The 13,594-nt window shown below is 34.1% G+C and carries 16 protein-coding genes; 5 read left to right on the plus strand and 11 right to left on the minus strand.

Annotated features, from left to right (window positions below):
* Positions 1–139 precede the first annotated feature (139 nt).
* A complete protein-coding gene (locus KHA94_RS12255; protein WP_213102431.1) occupies positions 140–424 on the minus strand; it encodes a hypothetical protein in 285 nt (94 codons plus the stop codon).
* Between the two features lie 439 nt (positions 425–863).
* On the opposite strand from KHA94_RS12255, the gene cspD reads away from it, so the two are divergent.
* A complete protein-coding gene (gene cspD / locus KHA94_RS12260; RefSeq protein WP_057771282.1) occupies positions 864–1,064 on the plus strand; it encodes a cold-shock protein CspD in 201 nt (66 codons plus the stop codon).
* Between the two features lie 48 nt (positions 1,065–1,112).
* Here the strand turns inward: cspD and KHA94_RS12265 are convergent, their stop codons facing one another.
* Both KHA94_RS12265 and KHA94_RS12270 read right to left on the minus strand, forming a co-directional pair.
* Positions 1,113–1,301 (minus strand): zinc-finger domain-containing protein, encoded by a 189-nt coding sequence (locus tag KHA94_RS12265; protein ID WP_213102432.1) that lies wholly within the window; start codon positions 1,299–1,301, stop codon positions 1,113–1,115.
* 26 nt (positions 1,302–1,327) lie between these two features.
* On the minus strand, positions 1,328–1,984 hold the full coding sequence (locus KHA94_RS12270) for a reverse transcriptase-like protein (protein ID WP_213102433.1): 657 nt from the start codon (positions 1,982–1,984) through the stop codon (positions 1,328–1,330).
* 214 nt (positions 1,985–2,198) lie between these two features.
* Here KHA94_RS12270 and KHA94_RS12275 point away from each other — a divergent pair, with 214 nt between their 5' ends.
* Positions 2,199–2,588 (plus strand): reverse transcriptase-like protein, encoded by a 390-nt coding sequence (locus KHA94_RS12275; protein ID WP_213102434.1) that lies wholly within the window; start codon positions 2,199–2,201, stop codon positions 2,586–2,588.
* A 17-nt stretch (positions 2,589–2,605) separates the two neighbouring features.
* Positions 2,606–3,532 (plus strand): DMT family transporter, encoded by a 927-nt coding sequence (locus KHA94_RS12280; RefSeq protein WP_213102435.1) that lies wholly within the window; start codon positions 2,606–2,608, stop codon positions 3,530–3,532.
* Positions 3,533–3,596: 64 nt separating this feature from the next.
* On the opposite strand, the gene KHA94_RS12285 is transcribed toward KHA94_RS12280, so the two are convergent.
* Together KHA94_RS12285 and KHA94_RS12290 are read right to left on the minus strand one after the other, a co-directional pair.
* Positions 3,597–3,872 carry a DUF6123 family protein gene (locus tag KHA94_RS12285; protein ID WP_213102436.1) on the minus strand — a complete coding sequence of 92 codons (276 nt, stop codon included), beginning with the start codon at positions 3,870–3,872 and terminating at the stop codon, positions 3,597–3,599.
* 56 nt (positions 3,873–3,928) lie between these two features.
* Complete coding sequence (locus tag KHA94_RS12290; protein WP_213102437.1) at positions 3,929–4,393, minus strand: divergent PAP2 family protein; 465 nt, start codon at positions 4,391–4,393, stop codon at positions 3,929–3,931.
* Between the two features lie 92 nt (positions 4,394–4,485).
* Between KHA94_RS12290 and sspL the strand changes: the two genes are divergently transcribed.
* Complete coding sequence (gene sspL / locus KHA94_RS12295) at positions 4,486–4,620, plus strand: small, acid-soluble spore protein L (protein ID WP_213102438.1); 135 nt, start codon at positions 4,486–4,488, stop codon at positions 4,618–4,620.
* A gap of 133 nt (positions 4,621–4,753) precedes the next feature.
* Here the strand turns inward: sspL and KHA94_RS12300 are convergent, their stop codons facing one another.
* The 6 genes from KHA94_RS12300 to KHA94_RS12325 form a co-directional block, all read right to left on the minus strand.
* Positions 4,754–5,617 carry a 5'-3' exonuclease gene (locus tag KHA94_RS12300; protein WP_249365526.1) on the minus strand — a complete coding sequence of 288 codons (864 nt, stop codon included), beginning with the start codon at positions 5,615–5,617 and terminating at the stop codon, positions 4,754–4,756.
* 243 nt (positions 5,618–5,860) lie between these two features.
* Complete coding sequence (locus KHA94_RS12305; protein WP_213102439.1) at positions 5,861–6,697, minus strand: sulfurtransferase; 837 nt, start codon at positions 6,695–6,697, stop codon at positions 5,861–5,863.
* Positions 6,694–6,885, minus strand: coding sequence for a hypothetical protein (locus KHA94_RS12310; protein ID WP_213102440.1), 192 nt, complete (start codon positions 6,883–6,885; stop codon positions 6,694–6,696). Before KHA94_RS12310 ends, KHA94_RS12305 begins: the two co-directional genes overlap by 4 nt.
* Positions 6,886–6,925: 40 nt before the next feature.
* On the minus strand, positions 6,926–10,588 hold the full coding sequence (locus KHA94_RS12315) for a dynamin family protein (RefSeq protein WP_213102441.1): 3,663 nt from the start codon (positions 10,586–10,588) through the stop codon (positions 6,926–6,928).
* Positions 10,589–11,202: 614 nt separating this feature from the next.
* Positions 11,203–11,763: an isoprenylcysteine carboxyl methyltransferase family protein gene (locus KHA94_RS12320; RefSeq protein WP_249365486.1), complete on the minus strand. Its 561-nt coding sequence runs from the start codon at positions 11,761–11,763 to the stop codon at positions 11,203–11,205.
* Between the two features lie 3 nt (positions 11,764–11,766).
* Positions 11,767–12,855, minus strand: a complete 1,089-nt coding sequence (locus tag KHA94_RS12325) for a type III polyketide synthase (protein ID WP_213102442.1) — start codon at positions 12,853–12,855, stop codon at positions 11,767–11,769.
* A 277-nt stretch (positions 12,856–13,132) separates the two neighbouring features.
* Here KHA94_RS12325 and KHA94_RS12330 point away from each other — a divergent pair, with 277 nt between their 5' ends.
* The gene (locus KHA94_RS12330; protein WP_213102443.1) at positions 13,133–13,588 is read left to right on the plus strand and encodes a chemotaxis protein CheX; all 456 of its coding nucleotides are present in this window, start codon (positions 13,133–13,135) and stop codon (positions 13,586–13,588) included.
* Positions 13,589–13,594 lie beyond the last annotated feature (6 nt).

Consider the following 13,594-nt stretch of genomic DNA (forward strand, 5'->3'; position numbering starts at 1 on the left):
TCCTATAAGTCGAGAAAATGCCCATGCATTTTTAAGAGTCTCGCGCCTGCAGCGAAAGTCAACAACAAAAATGCATTTACAACACTGAGCTTTAACAAAGCCTTATTAAAAAAAACGGCTTTTGCCGATTTTCATTTTTTCACATATAAGGTCTAATCGTACAATTTTCTTGAATATAACATTTATCCTTACTAACAATATTTGAAACCGTTAAAATAAATGAAGGTATTTTTTCAACATTAAATACAATAAGTCCGATATGATTGCTCTTTATAATAAATGACTCCCCATGGGAGAAAGAAGGCAGTTCATTTCCTAATTGAATAATGGAACTGACAATTATTTTTCTAATTTCTGATTCAATTTGAATGTGAGGAGAGAATCGTAAAATCCAATCATCAGCTCCAATGGAAAATCGGAACATTTGCTCACCCTCTAATTAATTTATTTAAAATAAATCTGTAAATCTCACCGTTTACTTTTAGTCCTACCTTCATCACTTTCTTCAAGAGAGTTGACATTAAAGTAAAAAACAAGTTAATTAATAATATTTATGAGGGTAAATGCATAATATGATTCCCTTTGTCTACAAAATAAATTTATTGAGAGTGAATCATAAAATGATAGAATGTTATAAAGATCATATAATGAATATTTTTTAAATATTTCAAATTTTTATAGTTTTTTTTAAAAAAAGTCCTTAAACACCTTGACTGCTTACTTCCATTCGTGTATATTAAAATCATCATTTAACAGAATATATTTCCGTTATTTCTAAAAATATCTGTTTTTTATTTTGTTGAGTGGTAATATTTATCTTGGACACTAATTGTGTCTTGAAAGGCTTAGGAGGAAAAGTTATTATGCAAAACGGTAAAGTAAAATGGTTTAATAATGAAAAAGGTTTCGGTTTTATCGAAGTTGAAGGCGGAGACGATGTATTCGTTCACTTCACTGCTATCACAGGAGATGGCTTCAAATCACTTGAAGAAGGTCAAGAAGTTTCTTTCGAAATCGTTGAAGGAAACCGTGGACCACAAGCTGCAAACGTTGTAAAACTATAATCTTATAAATAATCAGGCTGGCAAATTTATGTCAGCCTTTATTTATTTTCATTTCCTCTCTTCTGAAAGCTTGCTTCCAAAAGCTTTTATTTTTTCACCGACCGTACACTTTGTAATACAAAACTTGTGTGCATACCTACGCCCCATTTCCTCTTTATGAAATTTATACACAAAACAGTCTTTACAATATGTGATCATTAGGTATTCTACTTCATTAAATATTTGCTTTCTTTTCATTCAGTTAACACCATCCTTCTAACCAACTAAATCACTTGCATTTTACTATTAATTATTTTTCCTTCAAGTGCTTGAGTTGCAAGCTTATCAGCTTCTTTGTTCTCAGTTCTTGGAATTGATGTATACCTTGCTTCAATATTAAGGGATTTAATCTTTTCTTCAATGCGGTCAAGCCAACGGTTAAGATTTTCTTCATAACACGGCCATTCCCCTTTTAGCTGCATTAATACACCTTGGGAATCTCCTTTAAACTCGCAAATCATATGATGAACACCTATCTCTTCTAGTAAGTTCACCGTATGATAAATAGCAGCATATTCAGCTTCATTATTATTTTCAATTTCATTAATCAAAGCATTCGCACGAATACGATACTTCTTTTTACCTTGCTTATAATAAATAACTGCACCTAACCCTGCTTGATATGTCTCTTTATTAAATCCTCCATCAAAATAAACCGTTAAGTCGTGAGGTTCCTCTTCAATCTCAGCAAGCAGTTTACGCATTTCTTTTGTACTCCATGTTGTCCCCATTTCATCATGATAAACTAAATCCGTCCCCTTTCCGCTTTTCTCAATATCTTCCCCAATTAATAGTGCCTTTTCACCTTCTACCCAATCGGAGTTAAAGGTTACTCCTTCTTTTCCTTTTATTTTATAATTCCATTCCAATTTATATTTCATTTTTCTCAACCTTTCTAGGTTTTTACTTTTTCGGAGTTTAATTGGGGAAAATCACCCCACTGACGCAAGTATCACTTTATCGCAGATTAACGGACATTAATCCCTTTATATGTTATTTTTTGTATCGCCAGTATCACTTTATGGTACACTTATTTTATCTTACCCTGGTGTAGGTTTAAATAAAAATTTCTATTTGTCTTTGGAGGATGGATTTTTGATTGAAGTATATATCGATGGCGCAAGTGCAGGCAATCCAGGTCCTAGTGGTGCAGGAATTTTCATAAAGGGTAATGGGGTTGTTGAAAAATTTTCCATTCCACTTGGTAATATGGAGAATCATGAAGCTGAATACAATGCATTGATTAAAGCACTTGAAATTTGTATCGATCGAGGCTATAAAATTGTCTCATTCCGAACAGACTCTCAAGCAGTTAATCGGGCGATTGAAAAAGAATTCGCTAAAAATAAAGCATATGCACCTCTTCTGGAAAAAGCGCTTAGTTTAAGTAAAGAACTAGATTTATTTTTTATGAAATGGATACCTAGCTCAGAAAACAAATCAGCAGATGAATTGGCTAGATCAGCCATCCGTGAAAATAAATAGAGGGGATGATTACATAATTGAAAAAATCTGTTTTATTTGCTGATGTGAGTCTATTGCTTGTTGCTTTCATTTGGGGAGCTACGTTCGTATTAGTACAAAATGCTATTGCTTTTTTAGAACCTTTCTCATTTAATGGCGTAAGATTTTCCTTAGCTGCTATTCTACTTGGAAGCTGGCTACTTATTTTTGAAAGAAAACAGCTAAAACATATTAATAAAAAATTGATATTATCCGGAATTATTATTGGAATCTTTTTGTTTATAGGCTATGCTTTTCAAACTCTTGGCTTATTATTTACGTCTTCTTCAAAAGCAGGCTTTATCACTGGATTAAGTGTTGTACTAGTACCTCTATTTTCATTTTTTTTGTTAAAAATTAAACCTGGGAGAAATGCAATCATTGGTGTTTCTATCGCTACCTTTGGACTATATTTATTAACGATGACGGATTCTGTCTCCCTCAATATAGGGGATGGATATGTTTTTATTTGTGCAATCGGGTTTGCTATGCATATTATTTTGACTGGAAAATATAGCAGTAAATTTCCATCACTTTTACTTACCGTTGTCCAAATTATAACTGTCGCTGTTCTATCCATTGTCTTTGCCTACCTGACTGAAGATTGGAAACAGGCAGTCCGCCCTGAAGTAATACTCCAAGGAAAAGTATTGTCTGCTTTAATTATTACGTCCGTATTTGCAACAGCACTGGCTTTTTTCGCACAAACAAGTTTTCAAAAATATACGACACCAACAAGAGTGGCATTAATTTTTGCTATGGAGCCAGTGTTTGCTGCTGGCACCGCATATATTTGGGCAGATGAACGACTTTCTTACAGTGCTATCATAGGTTGTATACTTATCTTTGCAGGAATGATATTTGCAGAATTGCCACGAAAAAAGAAGACACTTTCGATGAAAGAGGAACATAATGAAGTAGTATAGATAAAATTGGAAGTATTCAATTCATTATGATTTCTTCCAATTTTTTGTCTATACATTTCGTCTATTATATACTGATTAAATTCTTCTCTTTTACAAATTGAATGGCCTCAAGCCTATTTTGTATCTTATTTGCTACCAGCATTTCTAGTAGAGATACAAAGAAACTGCCATCAAACGATTTTTGTGCTTTCAGTGTTAATTCAATAGCTATGTTAGTCAGCTCATCTGATGCATTTGTATATTGTTTGCCAAAATAAATAAAACCAATTGCATCTTCTTGGAGCTGAAATCCTTTACTTTGTAAAAAGCTTATATACTCCTCAACATTATTTACAAACATGTTAATCTCTCCCTTTGCTCCCAATCCCCTCTAAATTTTATCTTAAATTTCGACAATTATCTATCTTTTTTCGTTAAACAATGTCCTATTGTCCCCGTTAAAATTCCAAGTAATGCTCCCCCGATTACTTCTGCTGGCTGATGACCAAGCATTTCCTTTAATTTCTTTGGCTTTTTTTCCTTAAATTCAACTGATTCTTCTTTATGAATTTTTTCCATCAATTCCCCCAAAGTGTTCACTTTTAATGTTAGCTCGCCTGTTTGACGTCTAATCCCTTGTGCATCATACATGACAATAAGCCCATAAATGAACGAGAGAGCAAAGTCAATTGTCGGTATTCCACGTTTTAGAGCAATAAATGTAGTCAAGGAAGATACCCCTGCAGAATGAGAGCTTGGCATCCCACCTGTTTGAAAAAACAATTCAGGACGAAATTCTTTTTTCATAATTAAGTGTATTGGAATTTTTAATGCTTGTGCCAAGCCGATGCTAAATAAAGCAATATAGACACCTTTATTCAATGAACTCACCTCATGCTTAGTTTGAAGAAAAATGAGTTTATTTATTCTTTTCGGAAATACTACTTAAAGCTTTTACAATAGGAGGTGATTGTATGGGCAAAAGAGAAAGAAATAGAGGAAAAGTAGCTTCAGGAGTAAACCCACAAGGTTATGGTCAAGATGCTGAATTTGCTGTGGAGCCGAAAAGTAAACTAGAAAATGCAGCGAAAAAAAAGAATACAAAATAAGATTGTATATAAAAATAAAGGCTGACTTAAAAGAAGAGAACTAAAGCTGATTCACTTTTCATTTTCTAAATTAAATAAAAAATTGATCAGCTATGAGTTGTCTGATAAAGATTCTTTTAAGTCTGCCTACAAATTAAGCATATTCTTTTATGTCTAGAAAGGAATGGAGCCCTCGAAACTCAATTTCAGCAAACTTGTCCATTACCTTTTCACGGTTAATTAGCCATGCTGCTTCTTCCATTGCACATTCAACTGGTACATCACATTTTATTTCTGCTAGCTGACGGCTTAAATGCAGCATTTCTAGATCTTGTTCGATTTTTGTTCTCTGCGCTTTTGTTAATTGATCTAAATTAGCTAGTACACCTTCGATATGACCGTATTGCTGTAATAGCTTTAATGCCGTCTTCTCCCCTATTCCTTTTACACCTGGGTAATTATCACTTGTATCACCCATAAATGCTTTTAAATCGATCATTTGCTTCGGATGTATGCCCTTAGATTCATAAAAGGTATCCTTTGTATGAACTAAATAATTTCCATATCCTTTTTGCAATAATACAACCGATATTTGATCATCTAATAGCTGTAAAATATCTTGGTCACCTGTTAATATGTTTACATGTGCTATTTCACTAGCTTGTCTTGCTATTGTTCCGATGCAATCATCTGCTTCATAACCTTTTAAACCAATATTCGGTACATTGAAGGCTTCAACTACTTCTTTGACAAGATCAAATTGAGGAATTAATTCAACTGGAGCATCAGGGCGATTTGCTTTATAGCCATCGTACATCTCTGTTCTGAAGGTTTTACTTCCCATATCCCAACATACTGCAACATGTGTTGGTTTGAACTTTGAAACGGCTGTTAAAAAATGCTTTACAAAGCCATAAACTCCATTTGTTGGAATCCCTTTTGAATTTATCATAAATTGGCCCGTAACTGCTGTAGCAAAATATGCTCTAAACAATAATGCCATACCATCTACTAACATAAGTGAATGCTGATTTTTATTATTCAATATTCTCTCTCCTATACTCTTTTCATAAAGTGAAACTTCAATCATTGTGATTTTCTGAAGTGCAGAATTTGTTTGTGCAGACAATGCGACAAAACAGCACGTTAAACTGCAATAGAAACATTATAACATGGTTTAGACTATCTTATTTTTGTTAAATTTTATCCGTATTATTTTTACAAAGGAAAAATAGCTCTTAATCAAGAGCTATTTCAATTTTTATTCACCAGTTTCTACCTTGTTCTCTTCATAAGAGATCCAATCGCTAAAGCTGCCAGCATATAATTTAACATTTTTGTAGCCTGCTGACATTAGTGCCATGAAATTTGGAGTTGCGGTTACTCCTGAACCACAGTAAACAATTATCTGCTTGTCTTTATCAATGTCAGAGAATCTTTTAGCTTGATCTTCTCCACTTTTAAATGATCCGTTTTCAAAGCCTTCCATCCAAACTTTATTAATTGCACCTGGAATATGACCAGCTTTTTTATCAATTGGTTCTTCCAAGCCTAAATAGCGCTTATTTTCTCTAGAATCAATAATAACCGTTTCTTGACATTTCGCTTCAACAATTTTTTTCACATCATTAGAAGATGCAAAAATTTCTTCATTATGCTTTATATCAAATTCCGTTTTAAGGTATTCAGGAACTTCATTGTTAAGAGGCAACCCTGCATCTTTCCAAGCTTTATAGCCCCCATTTAATACATACACTTTTTCATGCCCTATATAATTTAACAGCCACCAAAGCCGTCCAGAATATGAACCCTCACCACCGTCGTAAGCAATGACAATTGTGTCATTGCTTATTCCCGCATTTTGAATTGTTTCTTTAAATTTCTGGACATCTGGTAATGGATGTCTTCCCCCATGTAAAGAAACAGGCCCAGACAGATCTTTTCCGAGATGAAAGTAGATAGCTCCTGGAATATGATCCTTTAAATACAATTCAAATCCTTCACCTGAAAAACTTAGGTTATAGCGGCAATCAACTATTCTGACATTTTCATCTTCCAGTCTTTCTTTTAACCATTCTTTTTCAACGATTAAGTTCATTCCTTCATCCCCTTCATTCTTTTTTTCATAAGCTTTTGAACATGCTCCTTTGGTGTCCAGCATTGGAATTGATAGTTAGGTTTTGTTTCATAGCCTAGGCGCTTACAAAAATAGTTCATCCCTGTCTTGTTTTTTTTTGCCTGAAAATGTATACAGGTTGCACATGCATGAAAGGATTCAATTTTCATGGGAGCTCCTTTACTATCCTTAATATATCACTCTAACATCTTAAGAAAAATTCGCAATTTCCTTTTCTGTTTTTTCAAGCTGATCGATTGGAAAATCATCGCCTAAAACTGCTAGAATTCCATCATAATACTCATCTGCCTGTTCAATAAGCATATTCAATAACAGAATGAATTCTCTTTTTAATAAAGATTGATAATGATCCTTTAATCTTTTACTTTCTGTTAATAAATAATTCTCTGCCGGCCCTTGCATGATTTGCTCAAGCTCATTACTTAAAAGCTTCCTTTCATTCTTTTCAAAAAATGATTTAGGATTTTTAAAATAGGATAGAGCTTTTCTAAATTGAGTTCTGTCCTCATTTTGGAAGGCAGTTTCAAAATCAATTCCTTCCATGTTTTTTGCATCAAATGTACTGAAGCTTAATTCTTGATTGATATTGGCTGCTGATTGGACAAGTATTGCTTGAGCTTCTTTACATAATTTACTAATATAAGCTTCTAACCTAAGTGTAGTTGCTCTCATTTCCTGTGCAAAATCAAATCCAAAGCTTTGCAGAAAATCTTCAAGTGCCATTTGTAACGCCTTTTTTAAATTTCGTCCATCATCTTTTAAAAGTGCAGGATTGAAGGATTCTTTAACGAAATCCCCAAATCGTAAAAATACTCTTTGCTTAATATAGAACACTAGTTCATCTGCTTCTTGATCCAATCTTTGTGAGAAAATAGCATCATCTAGCGCCCCAATAACATCATGGATCGATTTTTTCTCTTTTTCGAGTAGCATTCGTTTCTGTGCCCTATCTTCTTTATTTTCCTTAGAAGATTGGATAAAGTTCTGAAGCTGATCTAAAACTCGCTGCCATTCCATCTCAGCTGAGGTAACGGAAATCTCCATTAGCTCATTTCGAATAAATGAATAAAAGCTATGCTCAAATTTATCAATTTTCGACTTTCCTTCTTGTCTTTTCTCAAGCTTTTCACTTAGAGCTTTAAGACTTGATAATCCGAATAGATGTGGATGTCGAATGCCATATTGTACAAGCTGATCCCCGACATACTCTAATACAGAATTCATTTCATCTTCATTATTCGCTAGATCAATGGCGTTTACAATAAAGAACATTTTATCAAGCTCAAATGAATCCTTCACACGGCCCAATTGAATAAGAAACTCACGGTCAGCTTTAGAGAATGCATGGTTATAATAGGTCACAAACAGAATCGCATCAGAATTTTTTATATAATCAAAGGCTACTCCAGTATGACGGGCATTTATTGAATCAGCACCTGGTGTATCAACTAGCGTAATTCCCTTCTTGGTAAGTTCACAATCATAATAAACTTCAATCATTTCAACAAAACATGATTTTTCTTCAACTGCTACATAGTCCTTGAATTCTTCCAAATCCACTCTAATCGTTGTTCCTAAGCTTTGGCGAAAATTCTCAAAACCTTTTAAGAATGCTTGCAAAAAAGCAAAATGAGTTTTTTCATTTGCATCGAAATCTGCCTTGTTAGCTATTACTTTTTTGATGCGTTCAATCGCTTCATTAAAGTCGGTAGCTGACAAATCAAAAACCTTTAAAGAACGATTTACATCATCAAATAAAACTTGAGAAGATTTTACCTTCACTAGTACTGTCCCATGTCCATATTGCTCATTCACTGGCATTATTTTATTAATCGCAGCTGTAGTAGGGTTTGGAGACACTGGGAGTAGTTTATTTCCAATAAGTGCGTTAGCGAATGACGACTTTCCTGCACTAAATGCTCCAAATAGTGCAACAGTAAATTGTTTATGCTCAATACGCTCTGCTTTTTGTAGTAATTCAGCAGTCATTTTTTTGAATCCAGGTACGTTTCGAACGGCATTTGCGGTAAATTTCAATTTTTGGACTAAAGTTTTTATTGTCTTTTCTTCAATATTAATTCCTTTTTCATCTTGAAGGTCTTTTTCTAGAGCTTCAGTATTCTTCCCGATTCCATTCTTATCTTTAGAAATTCCTTCAGTATGATATACAACTTCCACTACATCCTGTGAAACTACAAGTAATTTTTCCACTTTCTCTTCGTATTCCTCTTCAGGAAAATGACCAGCTAATAATTCAGTAATCTTTAGCTTAGCTAATCGTAACTCTTCTTTTAAGTTGTTTAGTGATTTCCACGCTTCGTTATACGATTGAAATTTTTCCAATTCTTTTTCAAAGAGACTATACTCATTTTGATTCTTTAATTTTAATGCATTTAGATATAAATCATTTAATTCTAACAAACTATTTTTTGCTATTTTCTTTATAGAATCAGCAAGATCATTTGTATACTGTAGGACATAATCGCCAGAAAGAAGTGCTCCATCCTTGAAGGTATCTGCAATCATTTCCTTTTGATAAACAACTTTAAAGTTCTGTGCTTTCGCAAGCAGAATAGGATCATGTATATCATGCTGTTTAAGCTCATTTAAATAAAGCTCTTTTAAATGCCAGTCAAGCTGTGATTTTACTTTTTCTGAAAAATCACTAAAGAAGCTATCTAGTCTATTGGCTTTTTCCTGGTCCGTCTTTTGTTTTGAAAAGAATAGGCCTACTTTAAAACCTGATTGTCGTGACTCGATATATTTTTGTGCTAGCTCTCTCGTTTGAAATGGCATTAAATAAGCATTTTTTAATATTTCATCAACTTTATTATTTAGATCAATCTCTGTCATTTTTAATGCAGCTTGAATATCATTTAGTCCATTCTCTAGCTCAACCACTTTTGCAGGCAATAAATTTCTGTCTTCACTAGAAAGCTCTGAAAGCTGACTCTCGTATTTTTCAATATTGTTCCAGCTTTTTTCTTCGAGATAAATCAAATGCTCGCTCGATAATTTTTTTAAAGAATGAAATACAGACTCCGGAAGAAGCAACTTCCTTTTAGCCATTTTGTCTGCAATAAATTGCTGCAAGGAATGGAACTCATTTTCCTTATGAGATTCCTCTTTTAATGAAGTGAAAAATATTCTTGCAGGTGTAACACCCCATGATGAAAATGAATCTACGACACTTTGCTTAAACTGACTAAAGCTTAATTCTTCTTCCCGATGCTTATCTATCATGTTAATGATTAAAAAAACCTGTTTTCCTGCAGAAGCTAATTCCTTTGTAAATAGAAAGTTTAATTCTGATTGAACATGATTATAATCCATGACATAAAACACAAGATCAGCAAGATGCAATGCAGACTCTGTTGCAATCCGGTGAGCATCATCCGTTGAATCAATACCTGGGGTATCCATAATGATCGCATTCTTAGGCAGACTCGTCTCAGAATAGCTAATTTCAATAGACTGGATATGGTCTCCATCCTTACAGTATGACTTCACGTCGTCATAATCATATGGTGCTGGGTATAATCTTGAATTTCCTTCTTTAAAAATTACCTTTGCATAATCTTCTCCTGATCTTATTTTCACCAAATTGGCACTTGTTGGGATCGGGCTGGAAGGAAGCAAATTTTCACCAATTAATTTATTAATCATACTGGATTTTCCAGCTGAAAAATGTCCACAAAACGCAATGGAATACTCTTGATTATCAAGTTTTAAAGCTAAATCCTTAGCCCGTTCCGCCGATTGCTTGTCTTGATTCGACAAGAAATATTCATTTAATGCTGTGATTTTTCTTAGTAAATCAACAGTATCTTGTTTTAACACAGTTTGAACCATGAATACTTATCCCCTTGTAACATCATTTACTAACTATTTTAAATGATTTTTCTTATAATTCCTATCATTAGAATTTGGAACTTCTTTATTCAAAGCGACGTACTATGATTAGCTATAAAAAATAGGCCCTGTTTAACTTCCCTGTTGATTTCCACTGCAGGCACTAAAGCGTAGCGGGCGGTCCGGAAGCCTCCTCGTCGAAGAGCGCTCCTGCGGGGTCTCCCTTTGACTCGCTTCTCCCGCAGGACGTTGAATAATCGTCCCCGAATAAACACCGCACGAAGGAAATGCGAATGCATTTTCGAGGATCTCGCGCCTGCAGCGAGAATCAACAACAAAATAGCATTATCAACACTGAGTTTTATCACAGAAAAAAAATAAAAACCAGGTTTGCACCTGGCTATGTAGAAAGTATCAAATTATCTAGTATGTGGCTTTGCAACATTATTTAAAACATGTTTCATGATTAGTACATAGGCTGTTACTGTACCCGCAATAAAAATCGCTTCCATACATAACATCACCTTTCCATATAATTAATTGATAATAATTTTCATATTCAATTAGAATTTTAGCATTGCCGATAATCATTTTCAATAGGGTTAATTTATTTGTCACACTTTTTTATAATTCTTCGAAATACTATGCATATTCGAAAAAGCTTCTTCATATTTCGTTAATTCTTTTAAAGCCTTCTCCTCCGCAGGAATACGAATGAATAATATGATAGCATTTAAAATTGTAAAAAGAACGGCCGTCAAGTATGCCTGAAACATGAATGGGATGATAATAAATTCGATTGCAACTATGGTATAATTAGGATGCTTCATGAAACGGTATGGTCCTTTTTTCACAATATCTGCGTAAGGCAAAACAATTATTTTCGTATTCCAATACGACCCGAGTGAAAATAGTGCCCATATTCTCCCTGCTTGAGTGAATAGGAATAAGATTAGAAGGACTGCCCAGCTTGAGGATAACTCCTTATTAAAACAAATGACTTCTATAATAAAAGATACAAAAAACATACTATGTACAAAGACAATAAATTTATAATGTGACTGCCCAAACTCCAAAGCTCCCCGTCGCTTCATTTGACGTTCATTTCTTTTGGCTATTAGCAATTCGAAAACACGCTGGAAAATGATAACCGTGATAAACATAAAAAAAATCATTTTCTAATTCTCCCATCTTAGCAATAGCATTTCAGAGCTAAAGCCTGGACCTAATGCTGTGGCAAGTCCGTATTCCTTCGTCTTACCTAATTCCATAAATCTTTTTAGGACATATAAAATAGTTGCTGATGACATATTACCGTATTGCTTCAAAACTTCCAGAGAGATTTTAGTCATTTGTGGATCAATCTTTAATGAATCAACATATGCATCAATCACTTTTTTTCCTCCAGGATGTGCAATAAAATGATGAATATCACCTAAATCCATCTTCTTTTGAAGTAAAAAATCATTTACATTCGGCTTTAACCAGCTCTCGATAATTGATGGAATGTCCTTAGAGAAGATTACAAAAAGCCCATCATCCCTTATCTCCCATCCCATAACATCTAAGGAATTTGGTAATAAGGTTGAATGAGTTCTTATAATTTTTGGTACCGATTCAAGCTTCTGAAATGTTCCCCTATCAACCTGTTTCCCGGCGACAAGTGCACACGCTACCCCATCAGCAAAAAGTGAAGTTCCTATTAAGTTGCTTTTTGACCGATCATTTCTTTGAAAGGTTAGGCTGCATAATTCAATCGATAGTACTAATACTTTAGCTAGTGGAAATGCAAGACAGTATTCAAATGCACGTGACAAGCCGGCTGCGCCTCCAGCGCAGCCTAATCCCCATATTGGAATTCTCTTTGTATTTTGTGAAAATGGAAGCCTATTCATTATTCTTGCTTCAATGCTTGGCGTCGCAAGCCCTGAGCTTGAAATAAAAAAAATCGCTTCAATTTCATTATATGGAACTTCACTTTTAAGAAAGACATCGCTCTTTAGGCAGTTTTCAATTGCTTCAACCCCTAGATCAGTGGCACAATCAATATACGCTTTATTTTTTTCTGAGAAAGTTTTATCAGTTTTAAACCATTCCATGTCTTTAACAAAATGCCTTTTTTCAATTTGGCCATTATGAAAAACCTGTAATAATCTTTCAATATTATGAAAGGAATCAGAAAATAAATCTCTTGCAAAATCCATGACCTCATCTTGCTTAAGAATATGTCTGGGAACTGCTTCTGCAATTGATACGATTGATGACATTGCGTTCTCTCCTTCTTAACACTTAACGATATTTTTTCCCACAAATTGCATAATATTCATTATGTTGTTAAAATCAGGAAATAAAAAAACTTCCCCTAATGAGGAAGCAAGTGTTTTGAAGGAGTCGTTGTGCAATTTAATTATAGATTTTTTTTAAAAAGGATACATCACCAAATCTTTTCCAATTAATTTTTTTGTTTTTTATTCAAAAATTTATACGTTTGGATTTGATATTGATGTTAAAATAGTCCTAGTCAATAAGTTGGAAGAATGCCGGGTGACAATAACAAAAAGTGTGACAGATATTTTAAACGGGACTATTGATGCGGTTAAATCAGTCTTACCATTGGAGATTACAGTAGAAAAACCTGCATTATTTAATCAACCTTTCACCCAACATTCTATTGGTGTATTAATAGGATTGACAGGAGATGCAAGGGGCAGTATTATCATTGACGGCGATGAAAAGATTTTCGGAAAAATTGGGGAAGCCATGTTTGGAATAGTCCTTGAGGATGAGATGCTTGAATCCTTTGCAGGAGAGCTTGGCAATATGATTGCAGGCAGCATTTCTACGCATGCCTCACAAAGAGGCATTGAGATGGATATAACACCTCCAACGGTTTTAGTCGGCCAAACAAAGGTATATGGGTTTACAAAGGCCTTCAGACTGCCAATCACTATTCAAAATGTTGGGAGTTTAATGATTGTTTTAATGGTGGAATTAAATTAATCAACG

Origin of the sequence: Cytobacillus citreus, from assembly GCF_018343665.1 — a bacterium.
GTDB classification, from domain to species: Bacteria; Bacillota; Bacilli; order Bacillales; family Cytobacillaceae; genus Cytobacillus; species Cytobacillus citreus.